Genomic DNA, 17,686 nt, shown 5'->3' with positions numbered 1-17,686 from the left:
GCTTAGATGCTGGAAACGGGAGATACTATGACGATACGACCCAGCCGAAACAATAGCCCAGCCTTCAAGGCAAAGTTGCGCTTGCTGCAATCCGAAGCGAGCATACGCCAGTGGAATTATCCCTGCAGTTTGACGTGCACGCGAACCAAATAATGCAATAGAAAGATCAGCTTCTTGAGGGAGCGATCAGTGTTTTCGGCGACGAGACCAAGGCGGAATTGCTGGGTGCAAGGAAATGATCGCGCGTACTCACAAGCTTTCGGTCGCACGACAGGCAAAGCTCCGGGGGGGCAGCCGTAGCCGTGTCTACTATTCACCGCACGCTGCATCGGATGGCGATCTGGCATTAAGGCGCCGGATTGATGAATTGCATCTGGAATATCCATTCGCGGGAAGTCGGATGTTGCAGGGCTTTTGAAAGGAGAAGGGCTTGAGTTTGGGCACTCCATGTCGCTACTCTAATAAAGAAGATGAGCATCGAGACGATTTACCGTCGACCCAACACTTCGAAGCCAGCACCAGGGCATAAAATCCATCCCTATCTCCTGCGTAAGCTAGAACTCACCAGACCCAGTCAGGTGTGGGCAATGGACATAACGTATATTCCGCTGGCACGCGGTTTTGTTATCTGTGCACTCTCGTCGAATAGTTCAGCCGCCGAGTTCTGTCATGGCGACTGTTGATAACGATGGAGGCGGACTTCTGCATCAAAGCGGTTGAGGAAGCTCTGGTCCGCTATGGAAGGCCTAAAATATTCAACACGGATCGCAGAGGTCGCTATCTCATTGGATGCAAGGATTCGTGGCGAGAGAATATCTTCGTCGAACGGCTCTGGCGGTCAATCAAATACGAAGAGGTTTATCTTCACGCCTACAAAACCATGTCTGAGGCCAGCACTGGCATCAGCAGATAACTACATTTCTACAACAGCAGACGGCCACATTCATCGCTTGGTAATCCCCCCCAAGAATAAATAGTGTTCAAAAGTAGAATTTTCTCGGCATTATGATCGAGGAGATTGTTGATGAAGATAAGCAGATTTAGCGAACCGCAGATTCTTGCAATCCTGCGTCAGGCAGAAGGTGGTGTTCCAGCACCTGAGCTATGTCGCGAACATGGAATGAGCAACGCTTCATTCTACAAGTGGCGCGCCAAGTATGGCGGCATGGATGCGTCGATGATCAGCCAGATGAAGGCTCTTGAGGATCGGAGCAGGGAAAGCAATTGATCCAGTGAATCAATTGCCCGGCGCAGCAATCGTCGGCTCAAGAAGATGTATGCCGAGATGAGCATGCAGATAGAGCTTTTAAAAGAGGCTCTTGGAAAAAATTACGCGGTCATTTCAACGCCGGGAGATGGCCAGGAAAGCCGTGGCGCTACGCGGGGTCAACATCGCACTGGCCTGCCGTACCTTTGGTGTCAGCGAGACTTGCTATCGTTACAGCGCCAAGCTGAACGAAGAGAACGAGCAGATCGCCGATCTGCTGATAGGGCTAACGAGGGCGAAGAAGAACTGGGGCTTTGGTCTTTGTTTTCTTTACCTGCGCAATGTCCGGGGGCGTCGTTGGAACCACAAGCGCATATACCGCATCTACCGTGAGCTGGAACTGAACCTCAGGATCAAGCCACGCAAGCGGTTGAAGCGCGACAAACCTGATGCGCTGGCCGTGCCCGAAGCGCCAAATTTGATTTGGTCCATGGATTTCATGGCGGATCGGTTGGAAGACGGCAGGCAATTCCGGCTGTTGAATGTCCTGGACGACTTTAATCGCGAGGGGCTCGGCATTGAAGTCGACTTCTCGCTACCAGCTGAGCGTGTTATTCGTTGCCTCAACCAGATCATCGAATGGCGCGGCAAACCCCACACAATTCGTGTGGATAATGGACCTGGGTATGTCAGTGGCAAGCTGATGGAATGGGCTGAAAAACAAGGCGTTACCATCAGTCACATCCAACCAGGAAAGCCGCAACAAAACGCTTATGTCGAACGCTATAATCGAACTGTTCGGCACGAATGGCTAGACCAACACATCATTGAAAGCATTGAAGAGGCTCAGGAATCCGCTACACAATGGTTCTGGACGTATAATAATGAACGACTTAATATGGGTATCGGCGGCATAACGCCCGCACAGAAACTAAAAATGGCTGCGTAAATTCTACTGCAGAGCCCCGTTAAAAACGGGGGGATTACCTATTCTAACAACAGCGCAGGGCAAGCCGTGGGCACAGGCTTTAAGTCATCATGGCAAAAGCTGTCGCAGCAGCAGGGATAAAAGGGGAAACATTCCACGACTTGAGAGGAACATTTATCACGCTTGCTTATCGGAATGGGGCGTCGATTAAACACATCGCGGAAGTGTCAGGGCATTCGGAAAAGGATGCTGAAACGATCATCAGGAAGCACTATTTGGTATCAAGTGCGGCTGTGGAAAAGATCGAAAGCAGAACGACTGCTGTAAACCAATCTAAAATCTGTAAACCAGATAAGTGACTTATGAGGGCTAAGTCATTGATTTAATGGTCGGAGCGGCGGGATTCGAACCTACGACCCCTTGACCCCCAGAATTAATATTTGTGTTTCAGAACATTTCCGAATGTTTCATAATACATTGTTATCCCTTGATTATTTTCGTTCTCAGCATCATGTTGTTTCCGTGAGTTTAGCTCCATTAATCGCTTCGGTGGCGACACGGTGGCTACACAGCAGCAGTTCGAGGTCTAAGACAAGGGGTCGCCGGTGCCAACAATTAAGATAACAAGGAAGGCCATTTCAAATCTTCCAATCGTGGAAAAGCCGACCATTTTCTACGACACCGATTTGAAAGGTTTTGGCATCCGCCTAATGCCCTCGGGTGTAAAGTCTTGGATATTGGAATACCGTCCAGGAGTCGGTGGTCGTGGTGTTGCTAAGAAGCGCATCAAGATTGGGACGCCCGCTACGCACTCGCCGGAAGAGGCGCGGGATGAGGCAGCGCGAACTTTAGCTCGTGTAACGCTCGGCGGAGACCCGGCTGCTGCGAGATCCGAAGAGCGTGGAGCGCTTACGGTTAAAGAGATTTCCGAACTGTATTTGGAAAAGCATGTTGAAGCGAAACGGAAAGCCAGTACCGCCGGCTTTTACAAGCATGTGATAGATACGCACATTGTTCCCAATATCGGATCAATGCGCGGTTCAATGGTAACGCGGCCAGATGTAGCTCGGATGCAGTCATCTATTTCAAAGCGAAAAGACAACAAGGGCGGTAAGATGATTTCTAATCGCGCGCTTGCTGTCTTGTCTGCAATGTACGGCTGGGCTGACGGCGAAGGCTTGGTTCCGGAGGGTCACAACCCAGTGATGAAAGTGGAGCGTTACCGAGAGCAATCGAAGGAGAGATTTCTTACCAAGGAAGAAATGTCCGCGCTTGGCGCTGCGCTGATAGAGGCTGAGACGATTGGTGTGCCCTACTCTGTCGATCTTACGAAAGAAAAATCGAAGCACGCGCCGAAGGAGGAGAACCGCAGGGTTAAATTCTCTCCTCATGTCACTGCTGCAATCCGTCTGTTGCTTCTCACTGGCTGCCGGCTGCGCGAGATTCTTCACCTTGAGTGGCGCGATGTGGACTTCGAACGAGGAATGCTTTTTCTCGGAGACAGCAAGACTGGGAAGAAGACCGTGGTTCTTTCAACCGCTGCAATCGATGTTCTAAAAGCAATAACGCGTGTTGGAAAATATGTGATCGCGTCGGAAAGTGCCGGCACCGAACAGGAAAAACCCCGCGCCGATCTTAAGAGGCCTTGGGGCGCAATATCAAAGCGCGCTGGTCTGGACGGTGTGCGATTGCATGACCTACGCCACTCCTTTGCCTCGGTTGGAGCTGCAGGTGGGCTTGGTCTTCCAATCCTTGGTAAGCTTCTCGGCCATGCTGATGTTAAAACAACTGAGAAATACGCACATCTCGCTGCTGACCCGGTACGAAGAGCTGCGGATCTGATCGCGGACGAAATCGCAATTGCAATGGGAGGTGTATGATGGCGCCGTTACCGAAGAGCTTTAGCATTCCAGCTATACCGATAAGATCTGCAATTTCTGAAGGCCGGGTCGAGGAAGCGATGCAAAAGCTTGCTCAAGTATTAGAAAGTGGAAAAGCTGATCCCGCGATCCAGATGCTAGCAGCGGAATGGATATTGACAGTCGGAATCAAACCGGGAGACGCAAAAGCGTTGCGAAACGGTGCTGCGGCTCTACCGAGCGATTGGTATGACATTGCTGAAATGGTTAACCAGCTTCGGGACGATGGCGGCACATACGCACATGCTGTGGCTGAGACTGCTAACCGCTTCGGGTATTCGGAGCGACACGTTCAAAAGTGCTACGCCCTATGGAACCAGACCGATGACCGCGCCGATTAAGTCAACCGCACAATGTTGGTATGTTTGTGCGGCTGACTTCCAAATGAAAAGAACGCATATTCATTCATACCAACAGAAATAAATCGCATCTCATTAACAATCGTCGCCAAACGGTATGTTAATTTTACCACCGGCCTCACCAGCCAAGAAGCCAAAACACGAGGAGAAGTTATGACGAAGAACATTCGCGTCAAGCAGGCCGCCGCTTATCTCGGTCTTTCCAAATCCACCATGGACAAACTGCGCCATTTCGGCGGAGGTCCGCGCTATTTCAAACTCGGGCGCACCATTATTTACGATGTTGCCGATCTCGACGCGTGGCGCAACGAGCGTGCCGCTACATCCACTTGGCAAGCGGCGAACCAGAACTCTACAGCGCAGGTGGCGTAACCATGCCGAGTATCACTAAGATTGAAGGATGGCGCGCCGCTCGCTCAATTATCATGGATATTGTGCTGACTGAGCGAACGGAATTTCGCGAAGACATTCGCCTGGTCGCCAAGCTGGTTGATGGGCCGAGGATGCTTGCGGTCTACGTCGATGATGCATTTGAGAAAACGCAAATCCTGATATCGCTATCCAGTTTGGTTGAGGAGTTTGCGGGGAGCGATTTCGCCCTAGATTACGGCAAAGCTTTGCAGATGATCAATGATCGCCGTCGTCGAGAGGGGAAAACTGTTTTCCCGGTTTCCTTTGTTGATGAAGACGGGAACCCCGACAACGTGATCTACATTGCGGATTACATCGCAAGACGGGCTGCAATGTCAGAAGCTGCCGCGTAGGCAGCCTACTACCACTACCACCAACCAAAAACACCATGCGCGGTCCGCGCCACGGATTTGTGCGCCTATACGAGGAGAACAACATGAACAAAGAACACCTGCGCCCAGTTGACGGCAAATGGCATCCAGGACCATCAGATTACACTGGACAGGCAGAGCGTAAATTACCCGATACATCTGAATGCTTCGAGAAATATCCTTATCACAACGAACTTCAATGTAAGGCTTACCGCATCCATTATGATTTCAGCTTGAAGTCAGGTACATTATTTATAGAAAGCGGCGCATGCACGGACATGCATGGATGCATCGCATTGTTTGAGCGCATCGATCCAAACGTTTCACTAATCCGAACTTTTGCTGGCGGCGATGCCGATACAATTTATCGACGCGGCAAGCGTCGCTGGTCAGCTTTTGCAGCTGGAGCAGTATAAATCAATGAGCATGAAAATCCTCAACTATCGCCCCGAGCTATACGGTTCGGGGAATACCCGTGCGCGATTTGATGCTGAGTTCGATAACGGAATCAAAATTTTCAATCTGAAGCTCGTTGAAACTCGCAACGGCTATCGCGTCTACACACCTCGGGATGGGTTTGGAAACATTGTTTCACTGCCGATCTCTGTCGCTGATCAGCTCATAGAACTTGTTATGCCATTGGGGGCAGTAGTCCAACATGCACGCACCTAAGCAACGCCATGAGATGTCGCTTACCGACGTCAGGCTGGCTGTACTGGACAACGGCTACAAGCCGATCCCGGTCAACGGCAAGCGACCGCAGATCAAAGGGTGGCAACAGCTCTCACCAACTCGTGCGTCGATAGATGCATGGGAACGCGAGCACTCTGATCACGCCAATACCGGCATATTGACCGGCGAAGTAGTCGCAATCGATGTTGATGCTCCAGATCCAACGGTAGCGGAAAAGCTCATTGCAGAGTTGTTAAAGCTGCCTGGCGCAATGCACGCTCCGTGCCGCACAGGTCGCGCGCCAAAGTGTCTTTTTATCTTCCGAGCGACCGAGCCTCGCAAAAAAGTAGCGACGCCGGTTTATCTTGTGAATGGTAAAAAGTGCCAAATCGAGGTGTTAGGCGCTGGTCAGCAGTTTGTGGCTTATGGCATTCATCCGGAGACTCAAAAGCCGTACACATGGGCAAGCGGCGATCCTATCTCGGTTTCGATTAACGACCTACCATTGATAGCGCCAGATCGCATTGATGGCTATCTGGCGGCCGCCGAAGCCATCCTTGCTGAACTTGGCGAACCAGAGCGAAAGCCGGCGCCATCGACAACGCGCCCAACTGCAGGTGACACATTCTGGAACCGGGTCAATACCGCTGCTCTGGATAACACCGACGCATGGGTTCCTCTGCTATTTTCCTCGGCAAAGAAGGAATCTGGCACGGGTGCTTGGCGGGTGTCGTCTGCTTCTCTTGGTAGGGGGCTGCAGGAAGACATTTCTATCCATTCCAGTGGCATACAGGACTTTGGCGAGGAGCGCGGGTTAACGGCTATTGATCTTGTTCAAAAATACAGTGTGCACGACACTCCGAAAGACGCTGCTTTTGCACTCTGTCAGCAGTTGGGGCGCGATCCTTCAGATCTTGGCTGGGAAACCACAACTCCGGTTTCCTTAAAGTTTGGTGAGCAAGCAGCAAAGGTTGTTACCGCCGCGAATGATGATGCAGTGAAAGTTAGGACCACGCTCAATCTGAGAGATTGGACCTCATCAATTTACGCCAGTGAGCCGCCTCCGGTGGAATACTTGGTAGATGGCGTCATTGAAAAAGGCATTCCTGGTCTAATTGCTGCGATGGGTGAAGTCGGAAAATCGTACCTCATGCTGGAGCTTGCTCGACGAGTAGCGTTCGGTTCATCCCGCTTCGCATCGCCCATATTCGGTGGGCAAGTTGTCCAAGAGGGCACTGCAGTCTTTTTGACTGGCGAAGACGACCGTAACGCACTTCACAGGCGCATGCATGCAATAGATCAGGAACAGGCTCGCTTGACTGATCGTAATGAACGTTTGATCGCGGTCCCGCTCCCATCGGCAGCACCATCGATCCAGCCGTTCTGGGCCGAGAAGAAGGGAGAGCTTATAGAAACCGACGCTTGGTTTCGGCTGAAAGAGCAGCTGCTATCGTTTTCTGATCTTCGTCTGGTCGTTCTCGATCCATTGCAGCTGCTCGCACTTCTGCCATTGAATGAAGATCCTGCTGCCGGACAGTTCGTTTGTGCGTCTATTGCTTCACTGGCTGCTGAGAGCGGCGCCAATGTGTTTTTCACACACCACATGAACAAGGGCGCGAAATCAATCTCAAACCTAGCAGATGCTCGCGAGGCGGTACGCGGGACGACAGCGATTGTTGACGGTGTGCGCGTTGCATATGGTCTTTGGTATGGCGACGAGCAGAAGAGTAAGCAGATATGCAAGCAAATCGGTATACCATTCACGTTCAACCGTATTGCTTACGGAGGCGTGCTTAAGGCGAACGGCGCCGCCAAGCGTATCCTGACCACATATTCGCGAAATCCTTCAGGTTTGCTGGTCGATGCTAACTCCCGACTTGGTGGGGATTTCGTTGACCAAGATGATCTACGCACCGCGTTAGTCATCGCTATTGAAGCGGCAGCGGCGAGTGGTCAGCCATTTACAAAAACGGGCCAGGGTGGGCTGTTCGAAAATCGCGAGCGATTGCCGGAGGATTTGCGCGGATTATCCAAACATAAAATGGCGGATCTGACAGACGCTGCGCTGGACAAAGGTGAGATTGTGAGAGCCATGGCAAGGGGCGATAAGACGCCGAAATGGCTTGATGTTCCAGGAGGTCAATTTGCTATCGGTTTAGGAGAATTCAGGGCCGGAGCAATAAGAAAACCCGTTCCCGATTGACGCGGGAACGTATCGTTCCCATGGGAATGGGAACGTCTTTATCAATGATTTCAGATACTTAGCATTCCCGTTCCCGGCGTTCCCGGAACTGAGCGGGAACGGTTAAGTTATTGATTTTAAAGGCGTTCCCACGTTCCCGGAATTTACCCCTACTACGTAGGGGAAGGCGTATGGGAACGCCATCCCCCAGTAAGACGACAAAAACACCGGCTCACCAAGCCAACCACACACGAGGATGACAAATGACTAACATTGAGAAAAACATCGCCGCTGGTCTGATCGGCGTTTCAGACTTCGAGCAGCTCGAACTGCGCAACGCCACCGAGAAATGGGCGAAAGACAAAGATCGTCCCACGGTCGAATTCCAGAACCTTGCTGAGCTCGCCTTCATCAAGGGCAATCCGTTGAATGAACTTCCATGCGGTCCTTCTTTCAGTACGGCCTCAAACTCGAAAGCTTGGATATCAGCAGCGTTGCTCGGTGCCATGTATCAGATCCGGGCTGCATATCATCGCCGGAACAACGATACCGCAACGCTTGATCGTATGAGGCAGATGCGAGACGAGATTGCGCGCCTGACAGTATCAGCTCGAGCAGCTTGGCGTGCGTCAGATGCGAAGGTGCCATTCAGGGAGCCCCGTCGTTTTAAAACGAGTACCTACACTCCGGAGCCGGCAGAGGGTGAAGTTCGGCAATCGTCTACAGTGGGTCGGCGTTTGAGCTGGGACCAGTTCGAAAAGCTGACAGGTCGCAAGCGTCCTGGATCGGAGGTGTCAGTATGAAGGCCGACAACGACAACGCTCCTATTTTCGAACACACAGGCGCACCCACGAACATCTTTGCAGCGCCTGCAACGCCTGTAAGTAATCCGTACCGCACGAACGCCAAATGGCTAAGAGATCAATCTGGCAAGCTAATCCGTGATGAGGATGGCCTACCAGTGCGAGAACCGCGGAAGGTTACTCGCCGTGTAACGGTCGTCGATCCTCGCAAGGAAGCATGGCTTTCTTTGATTGCTGGAACGGATAACAAATACAGGGTTGCAAAGACATTAGCGGAGGGAAAAATCATGCCAGAACACACACCTGCAGAGCGAGCACTTATGCATGCCAAAGCCGAGCATGCCCGCGTGTTGCGCGACGGTCAGATTATTGCTGCTGTCGAACGCATCAACAAACGGCATGCACATCTCGCGGAATCTGATGCGAATGATAACCTTCAAGGCTGGGAGCTCCTGCGCCAACTTCGCCGAGAGAAGCGCAACGATGACGTTGAAGCTGTCGAGTTCTATCGCGGCCTTTGCAGCTTGATAGCAAGTCAACCATTGCGCGGCATTGATTACGGATATGATGCGAGTGCGGAGAAGGAATATCGTTCTCTAAAGCTTGAAGGCGAGAAGGAAGTTGACGAGGCTGCTTCCGAACAGTGGCAAGATAACACGGTGCCTGGCGGAGAGATTAAATACAAGGAAGTGAGGAAGCGAAGCAAATCAGATATTGGATGGACGCATCAGCCAAAGCGGTATGTTGCAGCCGACGACGATACGAAGGTCAAAGCACGTCCATTTGCCGTGAAGTTCAATGAGAACATCATGATCGCGAAAATCGACATGCGCCCCGTTCTGGAAGAGTTGCGTGCGGCCTTGGGCGTGGGATTGGCCCCGTTCGAAGACGCGGTTCTCGGTGGGAAGACATTGACGGAGATTGGCGAAGCGCGTGGCTTTAGAGGCGTTCAGGCATCTGCTGCTGGGAAAGCTTTGATCAACGCTGCCATCAATGGATTGCGCGAAACATGGGATAAGATCAAGCGCCGACAGCGGAGGGAAGCGCGCCAGGCCATCACGAACATTGATCGTGCTCATGCTCGTCTCGAACGACAGAAGCTGCGCCTCGCTGCGTGACGTATAAGTCAAACCCGTTCCCAAGGGGTAACAGGGAGACGATAATGTAATTCGAAGCCCGGTCATAGCACCGGGCTTTTTTCTGAGATCGGTGTGAGTTGCTCCTTACTCACGCCGGTATGCTGCTAGGAGTTGTCTCCTCCTCCTCTTCCGGCAGCAAAGAGCCGGTGCAGCGCGATGGTCCGCGCTCCCGGCGACTTTAACGCTAAAAATTAGCAACACCGCATATTCGATATAAGATCACGCGACACTTTCTTGATAATCTACAACAACGCTTGCAGCTTCATTAGAAGCGACTTCGGTGTAGTTAACAACGATAGCTTGAAGCCTCTGATCAAGGACAGTTACTTCGATTGCCACATTTTTTATCCTTGGTTCATAAGCGGTCAGTGCCCTCAAAGCCTCAAGCTCTATGACTTTCTGCGGAAAATCAACTTTGGGCTTACCTGTCTTATCTAGGTACTCCACGCCAAACTCTCCTCGCATTACTCGCGTGCCAACCGGTGTTGTGAGTATCACTTCAATGCTTTGCCGAATGTGCTCGGGCTCGGCAATCATTTTACCTGTGTGTCTATCGATCCCAACCATTTAGGCCCCCTATACACATTGAATCTATCGCAAATACTATTCGTCTGCTCGCACAGGTCAACAAACTATCACTGATGTTTTTAACTGCTCCGGCATAGAGGGCCAAATCACATGCTTGACCAACGCACTGACGCGGCCCGCGCCTATCACAGGCTGTATAAGACGGCGCGATGGAAGCGGATACGAGAAGCTCAACTGCGAGTGCAGCCGTTATGTGAGTACTGCCTACAGTCTGAAGTGATCGAACCGGCGACGGTGGTTCACCACTCTGAAGGTGGTCACAAGGGCAATCAACAAAAGTTCTGGAATGGCCCGTTCGCTTCACTTTGCAAAGCCTGTCACGATCGCGATGGACAACGCGAAGATCTAGGCCAAACCATCATCAGATTCGACGCATCGGGGTGGCCGATCGGCTGATCAAGCCCCCCCGGGGGGGTGTCGCCGACCGAAAAGGGCGATAGCGCTGGGTATCGGCGTCGGGCAAACGCGCACGCAAAACCAAATGAAAATATGACCTTGATTTTCGCCGGAGCGCTGCTCGACGGCTGGAAACATTCTACACAAAACCTGTGAGGATTCAATGGCTCGACCACGGAATCCCCTCGCCAAAGCCAAGGCGGAGGGGAGAGATAAAACACATCCCACCCGCTTCAAAGATCGCAAGGACGCCAAGGCGGATGGCCCGCTCGGCAATCCTCCCGCATGGTTGAAGGATACGCCAGAGATTAAAGCCAAATCTGCCTGGAAGCTGTTTGAGAAAGAACTGCCGTGGCTGAATCAGTCGCACCGCATGTTGGTCGGAATGGCCGCAAATATTCAGGGGCGAATGATGGCGGGCCAAGAGGTTGGAGTGCAGGCGATGAACCTTTTGCGCCAGATGCTTGGCCAGATGGGCGCGACGCCTGCGGACGCATCGAAAGTTGCCATACCTGATGACGGCGATGAAAAGGATGATCTAGTAGATGAGTGACAACCCTGCGCTTGAGCGTGTGAGCGCTTATGCGCAAGCTGTCCTTGACGGCACTGAGATTGCCGGACCGCATGTCCGAAACGCCTGCCAACGACATTTCGATGATCTGGCGACAGCGCATGAACGCGGGATCTATTGGAACGATGCGAAAGCGCATCGAGTTATGCGGTTTTTCGAAGAGCGATTAAAACTGAACGATGGCCAGTTTGATGGGAAGCCGTTCAAGCTGCATCCATCGCAGGCTTTCAAACTCGGTTCGCTGTTCGGCTGGGAGCGCGAGAATGGAAAACGCCGATTTCGTCGTGCTTACATTGAGGAAGGCAAGGGCAACGGCAAGTCACCGTTCGCTGGCGGTCTTGGTTTGTTTGGCTTGATGGCCGATGGCGAGGCAGGTTCTCAGGTCTACGCTGCGGGTGCGAAGAAAGAGCAAGCACAAATCCTATTCCAAGACGCTGTGAAAATGGCCCGTGCGGCACCTAAGCTTGCGGGACGTCTGAAGTTCAGCGGCGGGATCGGGAAAGAGTTCAATATCGCTTTCCACGAAAAGCAATCGTTCTTCCGGCCGATTTCGAAAGATGCAGGCAAAACGGGGTCAGGTCCACGACCTCATTTCGCTCTGCTCGACGAACTGCATGAACATCCTGATCGTTCAGTCGGTGAGATGCTGGAGCGTGGTTTTAAGTTTCGCCAGCAACCACTGCTTTTCATGATCACAAACTCTGGTAGTGACCGCAATTCCTTTTGCTGGGAAGAGCATGAGCACGCAGTTCGCGTGGTTGCTGGCACAAAAACGCCAGATGATGATTTCACGTATGTTGGTGAAGTCATCGACGACACAACTTTTGCGTACGTTTGTGCGCTCGATAAAGACGATGACCCGCTCGAAGATCCGACTTGCTGGAAAAAAGCCAACCCATTGTTGGGAACGATCCTAACCGAGGAATATTTGGCCGAGGTGGTGGCGCAGGCGAAGCAGATCCCCGGCAAGCTGAACGGGATTTTGCGTTTGCATTTCTGCGTTTGGACATCAGCCGATAAGGCCTGGATGCCGCGCGATGCTGTTGAAGCCGTCATGGACGATTTCGAGCCGATCGATGAACACGCCGGCAAGCAACTGTTTCTCTCTGTTGATCTTTCAGCCGCTCGCGACATGACAGCATTGGCGTGCGCAGTCAAAACCGGCACAAAGTCGATGGATCGTGAGGATGGTTCAACGATTGAACTCCCCACCTTCGATATGTGGATTGAAGCCTGGACGCCTGCAGATACTCTTAAAGCTCGAGCTCTTGCTGATAAAGCGCCTTACGATGTCTGGGTTGATCAAGGGTGGCTGAACGCATCTCCGGGCAGCCGCATTCGCTTCGATTTCGTTGCGCAGCGTGTTGCTCAGCTTACGCAAGATTTCGACGTTCAAGGCATCGCTTATGATCCATACGCCTACGACAAGTTTCGTGAGGAGCTTGATGCAATCGGCGTCGAAGTTGAGCAAATACCGCATCCGCAGGGCGGAAAACGTCGATCAAAGGCCAGCGAAAAGAAAATCGAAGCTGCAAAAGCTGCGGGCCTTCCAGAGCCGCAAGGTTTGTGGATGCCTGGTTCCGTCACCGAATTAGAAAACGCCATTATCGACGGCCGCGTTCGGCTTCGGCGCAATCCGGTACTGATGACGGCTTTGATGGGTGCCACGTTTGATCGCGATCCACTCGACAACCGCTGGTTCGTCAAAACTAAAGCTTCGGTTCGCATCGATGCTGCCGTCGCTTTGGCGATGGTGACGGGATTTGCAGCTGACACACCACTCGAAAAGCCGAAGCGCCAATATCAAATCATGGTTTTTGGCTGATTTTTCTAAGGAAAATCGATGAATAGAGCTTATTCGGTTTTGAATATCAGGACCGTCAATGAAGACGAACGTCTCATAGAAGGCATTGCTTCTACACCGTCTGCGGATCGCATGGACGATGTTGTCGAACCTAAGCCACGATCACGCCGCACCAAAGCTGGAGAATAGTATGAAAGTTTTCGGTTTGTCGATTACGCGGCAAAAGACAGCAAGCCTTGCGCCCGTCGATAACCGAGGCGGCTTGTGGGGCATTATTCGTGAATCATTTACCGGTGCCTGGCAGAAGAATATCGAGGTTAGCACGGATACCGCTGTTACCAATCCGACCCTGTTTCGATGCCTGTCGTTGATTTCATCTGACATCTCGAAAATGCGCATTCGGTATGTGGTAGAGGATAGCAATAATATCTGGTCGGAAGTCGAGCATCCTGAAATCAGCCCATTGTTGCGAAACCCTAATCTGTTTCAGAACCGTATCCAGTTCTTTGAATCTTGGATGCTTTCAAAGCTGGCGCACGGCAATACGTACATTTTGAAACGACGATCCACAGCTGGAAAAATCGTATCCCTTTATATTCTCGATCCAAATCGGGTGAAGGTGCTTATTTCAACTGACGGGTCCGTTTATTACCAGCTTCAGCGTGACGACTTAGCCGGGCAGATTGCTGATAGCGTTACGGTGCCTGCGTCTGAAATCATTCACGATCGCTGGAATACGATTTTCCACCCAATGGTTGGTTTGTCACCAATCACTGCAGGCGGACTTGCTGCATTGCAGGGCTTACAAATTCAGAAGAGTTCAGCCAAGTTTTTCGGCAACGGCTCAATGCCCGGCGGAATATTGAGCGCACCAGGCGCGATTGATGAGGAAAACGCCAAGCGCCTCAAAGAATTCTGGGAAAATAATTATACCGGCAATAATGCAGGAAAGATCGCTGTCCTTGGTGATAACCTGAAGTACGAATCCCTTGCGATGAATGCACTCGACTCTCAGCTTATCGAGCAGCTTCGCTGGTCTGCCGAAACCATCTGCTCTGTGATGGGCGTTCCCCCTCACAAAGTCGGAGTTGGCCAAGCGCCATCGTTCAATAATGTCGAAGCCCTTGATCAGCAATACTATTCCCAGTGCGTCCAAATCCATATCGAGGGTATCGAGCTCTGTTTGGATGGTGGGTTTGATTGCGAAGTTGGAGAGGGAACCGAATTTGACCTTAGTGATCTTTTTCGCATGGATAGTGCAACGCTCATTAAAACAGAAGCGGACGCGGTCAAAGCCGGGATCAAATCACCAAACGAAAGTAGACGCGTTCTCAATCTGCCCCCAGTCGCGGGTGGTGCAACCCCGTATCTACAACAGCAAAACTATTCTCTCGCGGCGCTTGATAAGCGCGATCAATTGGATGACCCGTTTGCAAAACAAACAACAGCAAGCCCGATTGAACCGCTGCCAGAGCCAGAAGATGAAACAGACAAGCTGATCGCAGCTTTCACCACCAAAGCCGCAGAGGTATTCTCATGATTGATGCGACTAAACTGGCCGATGCGGTTCTTGGAACGCTCAAGGGATATGTCGACGCGGCCTACAGCAAACTGAGTGAGCGACTTGCAGCCATTGAGGCCCGCGACGTCAGGGATGGCCGTGACGGACTGCCGGGAGTTCCGGGTCGCGACGGCGATAATGGCAAGGATGGCCTGAACGGCAAGGATGGAGCCGATGGGATTGGCTTCGATGACTTATCTGTTGAGTATGACGGAGAACGTGGCCTTACTTTGCGGTTCATTCAGGGTGAACGCGTGAAGGAATTTCCAATCATGCTCTCCATCCCGCTTGATCGAGGCCAGCACAAAGCTGGAGCCAGCTATATTCGCGGCGATGCCGTCACACATGGTGGCTCGTTGTGGATTGCTCAGAAGGCCACCGAAGATAGACCGGGAACGTCAGATGCTTGGCGCCTAGCCGTAAAATGCGGGCGCGATGGTAAAAACGGTAAAGATGGCGAGCGCGGCGAACGCGGCCCAGAAGGTCGCGCTGGCAGTGATCTTACCCAGCTCGGCCTGGACGGTGTCAAATGGTAAAACTCGTCACCTTGGAAGCCGTCAAACGACGTCAGCGCATCTTTCACGATGATGATGATCCCGATCTGGAAACCATGATCGAACAGGCATCTGACATCATTCTGAATTATATCAACAAGTCTGACCCCTCATGGAGTGATCAAAACGCACCGCCTCTCATTCAGGCGGCGGTTTTGCTTCAGGTCGGCTTTATGTGGGCCAATCGTGGCGATGCTGACCCGCTTTATGCACCGGCCGATGGCTATCTTGATCGACGGATTACCTCGATCCTCTATCGGTACCGAAAACCCGTTCTCGCATGAGGTTATCATGCCCTGGATAAGATTTAGCGGTGACTTCAATCACCGCGTAACTCCGGCTGTCACCGTCGCTTACAAGGCTGGCTGGTCTGGCCTTGTCACCACGCCGTGCGCCGCGGCCGCGATTGCGAGTGGAAAAGCATCTCGTTTAAAAACACCACGCAAAGGTGAATTGCCGAATGTCGAAAACACCACGGACGCCTAACGCGGCGATGAATGAACGCGTTGTTTTCCAACAGCGCGAAAATGTCAGAGATGAAGGCGGCGGCGTTCGCGGCGAATGGGTCGATAAGTTCGAAGAGCGTGCCCGACTGCGTCCGCGTCTTGGATCTGAGACTGTCATTGCGGCACGGCTTGAAGGTATTCAGCCCTACACTCTGACAGTGCACTCAAACAGCCGAACGCGCCTTGTTACCCCAGCGTGGCGAATTCGAAACGCGCGGAACGATCGCACCTATAACATCAAATCGATCATGAACCCCGATGAAAGCAACGCTTATATCGAGGCCATGGTAACAGATGAGGGTGGCGGCTGATGGTGCTTCGAGCGAAACTTTTAGGCCGCGTGGAACTGACCAATAAAATCCGAAAAATTGCTCCCAAGGCGATCGAGAAAATGGATGAGGTCAAGTTGCAGGTTGCTGAAGAAGCAGCCGCAGCGATAAAAGCGCGCGCGCCACGCCTTTCTGGTGATTACGCAGAAAGCATTCGTGCAGGCCTCCAGTCCGACAATCCCGACAAGATTGTGTTTGGCGCCAAGAAGTCGAAAGACCCGACAGCTGTCGGCGTGTACGCGAATTTCATCTGGCGGTTCATTGAGTTCGGCACCAAAGCAAGTGGCGCTCAGGCTCCGCGCGCTGATCGGCGTTACAAATCTGGCAAGGTGATGACCAAGGGTTCACAAGCTCATGGCGCGACACCAGCCCAGCCGCATATCTTCCCAGTCTGGCGAGGCATGCGGAAAAAGGCAATGAGCCGCATACGTAACGCCATGAATAAGGGCATTCGGGAGGCGCTAAAAGGTCGATGAGTTCAGCTTCTCTCGAACTGCAAGGTGCGATCGTTTTGCACCTGCTGGCAACACCAGCTTTAACAAGTCTTGTCGGCGAGAACATCTTCGACATGGCGCCGCCTGAAGCAATACCGCCGTATGTTGTGATGGGCGATTTTGACGAACATCGGGCCGACGTCACCTGTGTAGGCTCGCGCGTAATTTACGCCACGCTTCACGCATGGTCGAATTACGGCGGCGGTTTTGCCGAGGTGAAGAAGGTTGCGGAAGCGGTTGCAGACGCATTGCATGACGCTCCTTTGCAGCTTCCGACAAATCGTCTCGTCAGTCTTCATAATCGGCAAACACGAACGTTTCGTGATCTCGACGGCATTCACTCCCACGCCGTGATCGAGCTCACCGCATACGTCGACAAAATCTAATCACCCCCAAAAATCCAATCCTCTCAGCCTGCCATTTCGGCTGGCTTTTTTGTGTTCAAAGGAAATATTCCCATGGCTACTGGTCAGCAAATCGGCCGTCTTCTTCTCATTCAGATCGGCAATGGTGCTTCCCCTGAGGTTTTCAAAAACCTCTGCGGCATCACCGCACGCAGCTTCAATATGTCGGCCAACAGCGTCGACACCACGATTCCTGATTGTGAAAATCCCGAAGCAACGCCTCAGAAGACTGGCGTGCCTGGCATCAAGCAGCGAACCTTTACCGGCTCTGGCAAGTTCGTCGCGGGTGCAGACAGCGCAACATTTATCAATCATGTGAATGAAGCGACCATCTTCAATGCCCGCGTGATCGTCCCAGGTCTGGGTTCTTACACTGGCCCTTGGTTTGTTACTGACTTCGAATTCAGCGGCGAAGCTGAAGGCATGATGGACTTCAGTTCGACGTTTGAAGCGGCCGGCCCGCTTGAATTTGAAGCCGAGGTATAAGA

General features: G+C 52.2%; 23 protein-coding genes and 3 pseudogenes. 25 read left to right on the top strand and 1 reads right to left on the bottom strand.

The features are described from left to right. Positions 1–6: 6 nt before the first annotated feature. From U2P60_RS04375 to U2P60_RS04315, 13 genes and pseudogenes are all read left to right on the top strand, one after another. A pseudogene (locus tag U2P60_RS04375) lies at positions 7–763 on the top strand (DDE-type integrase/transposase/recombinase); the annotation flags it as partial. Between the two features lie 30 nt (positions 764–793). Then, positions 794–910: pseudogene (locus tag U2P60_RS04370) on the top strand (IS3 family transposase); the annotation flags it as partial. Positions 911–1,024: 114 nt separating this feature from the next. Next, positions 1,025–2,156, top strand: a pseudogene (locus U2P60_RS04365) (IS3 family transposase). An 89-nt stretch (positions 2,157–2,245) separates the two neighbouring features. Further along, positions 2,246–2,494, top strand: a complete 249-nt coding sequence (locus U2P60_RS04360) for a hypothetical protein (RefSeq protein WP_413571493.1) — start codon at positions 2,246–2,248, stop codon at positions 2,492–2,494. Between the two features lie 246 nt (positions 2,495–2,740). Further along, entirely contained in the window at positions 2,741–4,015 is a 1,275-nt protein-coding gene (locus tag U2P60_RS04355; protein WP_413571492.1) for a tyrosine-type recombinase/integrase, read from the top strand. Continuing rightward, a complete protein-coding gene (locus U2P60_RS04350; protein WP_413571491.1) occupies positions 4,012–4,395 on the top strand; it encodes a hypothetical protein in 384 nt (127 codons plus the stop codon). The genes U2P60_RS04355 and U2P60_RS04350 overlap by 4 nt, the downstream gene beginning before the upstream one ends. 171 nt (positions 4,396–4,566) lie before the next feature. After that, complete coding sequence (locus tag U2P60_RS04345) at positions 4,567–4,785, top strand: helix-turn-helix transcriptional regulator (RefSeq protein ID WP_413571490.1); 219 nt, start codon at positions 4,567–4,569, stop codon at positions 4,783–4,785. Between the two features lie 2 nt (positions 4,786–4,787). After that, the gene (locus U2P60_RS04340; RefSeq protein WP_413571488.1) at positions 4,788–5,177 is read left to right on the top strand and encodes a hypothetical protein; all 390 of its coding nucleotides are present in this window, start codon (positions 4,788–4,790) and stop codon (positions 5,175–5,177) included. An 83-nt stretch (positions 5,178–5,260) separates the two neighbouring features. Beyond that, complete coding sequence (locus U2P60_RS04335) at positions 5,261–5,611, top strand: hypothetical protein (RefSeq protein ID WP_413571487.1); 351 nt, start codon at positions 5,261–5,263, stop codon at positions 5,609–5,611. Between the two features lie 4 nt (positions 5,612–5,615). After that, positions 5,616–5,867: a hypothetical protein gene (locus U2P60_RS04330; RefSeq protein ID WP_413571486.1), complete on the top strand. Its 252-nt coding sequence runs from the start codon at positions 5,616–5,618 to the stop codon at positions 5,865–5,867. Further along, entirely contained in the window at positions 5,854–8,070 is a 2,217-nt protein-coding gene (locus U2P60_RS04325) for an AAA family ATPase (RefSeq protein WP_413571485.1), read from the top strand. The genes U2P60_RS04330 and U2P60_RS04325 overlap by 14 nt, the downstream gene beginning before the upstream one ends. Positions 8,071–8,312: 242 nt before the next feature. Continuing rightward, entirely contained in the window at positions 8,313–8,852 is a 540-nt protein-coding gene (locus U2P60_RS04320) for a hypothetical protein (protein ID WP_413571484.1), read from the top strand. Then, a complete protein-coding gene (locus U2P60_RS04315) occupies positions 8,849–9,970 on the top strand; it encodes a hypothetical protein (protein WP_413571483.1) in 1,122 nt (373 codons plus the stop codon). Before U2P60_RS04320 ends, U2P60_RS04315 begins: the two co-directional genes overlap by 4 nt. A gap of 240 nt (positions 9,971–10,210) precedes the next feature. On the opposite strand, the gene U2P60_RS04310 is transcribed toward U2P60_RS04315, so the two are convergent. Continuing rightward, positions 10,211–10,558 carry a GPW/gp25 family protein gene (locus U2P60_RS04310; protein WP_413571482.1) on the bottom strand — a complete coding sequence of 116 codons (348 nt, stop codon included), beginning with the start codon at positions 10,556–10,558 and terminating at the stop codon, positions 10,211–10,213. A 111-nt stretch (positions 10,559–10,669) separates the two neighbouring features. Here U2P60_RS04310 and U2P60_RS04305 point away from each other — a divergent pair, with 111 nt between their 5' ends. The 12 genes from U2P60_RS04305 to U2P60_RS04250 all read left to right on the top strand — a co-directional run bounded on the left by U2P60_RS04305 (position 10,670) and on the right by U2P60_RS04250 (position 17,684). After that, a complete protein-coding gene (locus tag U2P60_RS04305) occupies positions 10,670–10,975 on the top strand; it encodes an HNH endonuclease (protein WP_413571480.1) in 306 nt (101 codons plus the stop codon). Between the two features lie 163 nt (positions 10,976–11,138). After that, on the top strand, positions 11,139–11,528 hold the full coding sequence (locus tag U2P60_RS04300) for a hypothetical protein (protein ID WP_413571479.1): 390 nt from the start codon (positions 11,139–11,141) through the stop codon (positions 11,526–11,528). Then, positions 11,521–13,371 (top strand): terminase large subunit, encoded by a 1,851-nt coding sequence (locus U2P60_RS04295; RefSeq protein WP_413571478.1) that lies wholly within the window; start codon positions 11,521–11,523, stop codon positions 13,369–13,371. The genes U2P60_RS04300 and U2P60_RS04295 overlap by 8 nt, the downstream gene beginning before the upstream one ends. A gap of 18 nt (positions 13,372–13,389) precedes the next feature. Then, positions 13,390–13,539: a hypothetical protein gene (locus U2P60_RS04290; protein WP_413571477.1), complete on the top strand. Its 150-nt coding sequence runs from the start codon at positions 13,390–13,392 to the stop codon at positions 13,537–13,539. Continuing rightward, entirely contained in the window at positions 13,490–14,890 is a 1,401-nt protein-coding gene (locus U2P60_RS04285; RefSeq protein ID WP_413571476.1) for a phage portal protein, read from the top strand. The genes U2P60_RS04290 and U2P60_RS04285 overlap by 50 nt, the downstream gene beginning before the upstream one ends. Next, positions 14,887–15,447 (top strand): hypothetical protein, encoded by a 561-nt coding sequence (locus U2P60_RS04280; RefSeq protein ID WP_413571475.1) that lies wholly within the window; start codon positions 14,887–14,889, stop codon positions 15,445–15,447. The genes U2P60_RS04285 and U2P60_RS04280 overlap by 4 nt, the downstream gene beginning before the upstream one ends. Beyond that, positions 15,441–15,749, top strand: a complete 309-nt coding sequence (locus tag U2P60_RS04275; RefSeq protein WP_413571474.1) for a head-tail connector protein — start codon at positions 15,441–15,443, stop codon at positions 15,747–15,749. The genes U2P60_RS04280 and U2P60_RS04275 overlap by 7 nt, the downstream gene beginning before the upstream one ends. 7 nt (positions 15,750–15,756) lie before the next feature. Then, complete coding sequence (locus tag U2P60_RS04270) at positions 15,757–15,951, top strand: hypothetical protein (protein ID WP_413571472.1); 195 nt, start codon at positions 15,757–15,759, stop codon at positions 15,949–15,951. Then, the gene (locus U2P60_RS04265; protein ID WP_171379708.1) at positions 15,926–16,282 is read left to right on the top strand and encodes a phage head closure protein; all 357 of its coding nucleotides are present in this window, start codon (positions 15,926–15,928) and stop codon (positions 16,280–16,282) included. The genes U2P60_RS04270 and U2P60_RS04265 overlap by 26 nt, the downstream gene beginning before the upstream one ends. After that, positions 16,282–16,776, top strand: coding sequence for an HK97 gp10 family phage protein (locus U2P60_RS04260; protein WP_413571471.1), 495 nt, complete (start codon positions 16,282–16,284; stop codon positions 16,774–16,776). The genes U2P60_RS04265 and U2P60_RS04260 overlap by 1 nt, the downstream gene beginning before the upstream one ends. Beyond that, positions 16,773–17,180: a DUF3168 domain-containing protein gene (locus U2P60_RS04255; RefSeq protein ID WP_413571470.1), complete on the top strand. Its 408-nt coding sequence runs from the start codon at positions 16,773–16,775 to the stop codon at positions 17,178–17,180. The genes U2P60_RS04260 and U2P60_RS04255 overlap by 4 nt, the downstream gene beginning before the upstream one ends. A 72-nt stretch (positions 17,181–17,252) precedes the next feature. Next, on the top strand, positions 17,253–17,684 hold the full coding sequence (locus tag U2P60_RS04250; protein WP_413571468.1) for a phage tail tube protein: 432 nt from the start codon (positions 17,253–17,255) through the stop codon (positions 17,682–17,684). Positions 17,685–17,686: the final 2 nt, after the last annotated feature.

The organism is Brucella sp. H1_1004 (genome assembly GCF_047308065.1).
Taxonomy (GTDB): Bacteria; Pseudomonadota; Alphaproteobacteria; order Rhizobiales; family Rhizobiaceae; genus Brucella; species Brucella pseudogrignonensis_B.
Note: the sequence above shows the minus strand (reverse complement) of the source record. Positions and strands in the feature narration are given on the sequence as shown.

Excerpts from the sequence above, each read along its gene's own strand:
- U2P60_RS04360 (WP_413571493.1), top strand. The coding sequence starts at position 2,246 with ATGGCAAAAGCTGTCGCAGCAGCAGGGATAAAAGGGGAAACATTCCAC.
- U2P60_RS04350 (WP_413571491.1), top strand. The coding sequence starts at position 4,012 with ATGATGGCGCCGTTACCGAAGAGCTTTAGCATTCCAGCTATACCGATA.
- U2P60_RS04345 (WP_413571490.1), top strand. The coding sequence starts at position 4,567 with ATGACGAAGAACATTCGCGTCAAGCAGGCCGCCGCTTATCTCGGTCTT.
- U2P60_RS04340 (WP_413571488.1), top strand. The coding sequence starts at position 4,788 with ATGCCGAGTATCACTAAGATTGAAGGATGGCGCGCCGCTCGCTCAATT.
- U2P60_RS04335 (WP_413571487.1), top strand. The coding sequence starts at position 5,261 with ATGAACAAAGAACACCTGCGCCCAGTTGACGGCAAATGGCATCCAGGA.
- U2P60_RS04330 (WP_413571486.1), top strand. The coding sequence starts at position 5,616 with ATGAGCATGAAAATCCTCAACTATCGCCCCGAGCTATACGGTTCGGGG.
- U2P60_RS04325 (WP_413571485.1), top strand. The coding sequence starts at position 5,854 with ATGCACGCACCTAAGCAACGCCATGAGATGTCGCTTACCGACGTCAGG.
- U2P60_RS04320 (WP_413571484.1), top strand. The coding sequence starts at position 8,313 with ATGACTAACATTGAGAAAAACATCGCCGCTGGTCTGATCGGCGTTTCA.
- U2P60_RS04315 (WP_413571483.1), top strand. The coding sequence starts at position 8,849 with ATGAAGGCCGACAACGACAACGCTCCTATTTTCGAACACACAGGCGCA.
- U2P60_RS04310 (WP_413571482.1), bottom strand. The coding sequence starts at position 10,558 with ATGGTTGGGATCGATAGACACACAGGTAAAATGATTGCCGAGCCCGAG.
- U2P60_RS04305 (WP_413571480.1), top strand. The coding sequence starts at position 10,670 with ATGCTTGACCAACGCACTGACGCGGCCCGCGCCTATCACAGGCTGTAT.
- U2P60_RS04300 (WP_413571479.1), top strand. The coding sequence starts at position 11,139 with ATGGCTCGACCACGGAATCCCCTCGCCAAAGCCAAGGCGGAGGGGAGA.
- U2P60_RS04295 (WP_413571478.1), top strand. The coding sequence starts at position 11,521 with ATGAGTGACAACCCTGCGCTTGAGCGTGTGAGCGCTTATGCGCAAGCT.
- U2P60_RS04290 (WP_413571477.1), top strand. The coding sequence starts at position 13,390 with ATGAATAGAGCTTATTCGGTTTTGAATATCAGGACCGTCAATGAAGAC.
- U2P60_RS04285 (WP_413571476.1), top strand. The coding sequence starts at position 13,490 with ATGTTGTCGAACCTAAGCCACGATCACGCCGCACCAAAGCTGGAGAAT.
- U2P60_RS04280 (WP_413571475.1), top strand. The coding sequence starts at position 14,887 with ATGATTGATGCGACTAAACTGGCCGATGCGGTTCTTGGAACGCTCAAG.
- U2P60_RS04275 (WP_413571474.1), top strand. The coding sequence starts at position 15,441 with ATGGTAAAACTCGTCACCTTGGAAGCCGTCAAACGACGTCAGCGCATC.
- U2P60_RS04270 (WP_413571472.1), top strand. The coding sequence starts at position 15,757 with ATGCCCTGGATAAGATTTAGCGGTGACTTCAATCACCGCGTAACTCCG.
- U2P60_RS04265 (WP_171379708.1), top strand. The coding sequence starts at position 15,926 with ATGTCGAAAACACCACGGACGCCTAACGCGGCGATGAATGAACGCGTT.
- U2P60_RS04260 (WP_413571471.1), top strand. The coding sequence starts at position 16,282 with ATGGTGCTTCGAGCGAAACTTTTAGGCCGCGTGGAACTGACCAATAAA.
- U2P60_RS04255 (WP_413571470.1), top strand. The coding sequence starts at position 16,773 with ATGAGTTCAGCTTCTCTCGAACTGCAAGGTGCGATCGTTTTGCACCTG.
- U2P60_RS04250 (WP_413571468.1), top strand. The coding sequence starts at position 17,253 with ATGGCTACTGGTCAGCAAATCGGCCGTCTTCTTCTCATTCAGATCGGC.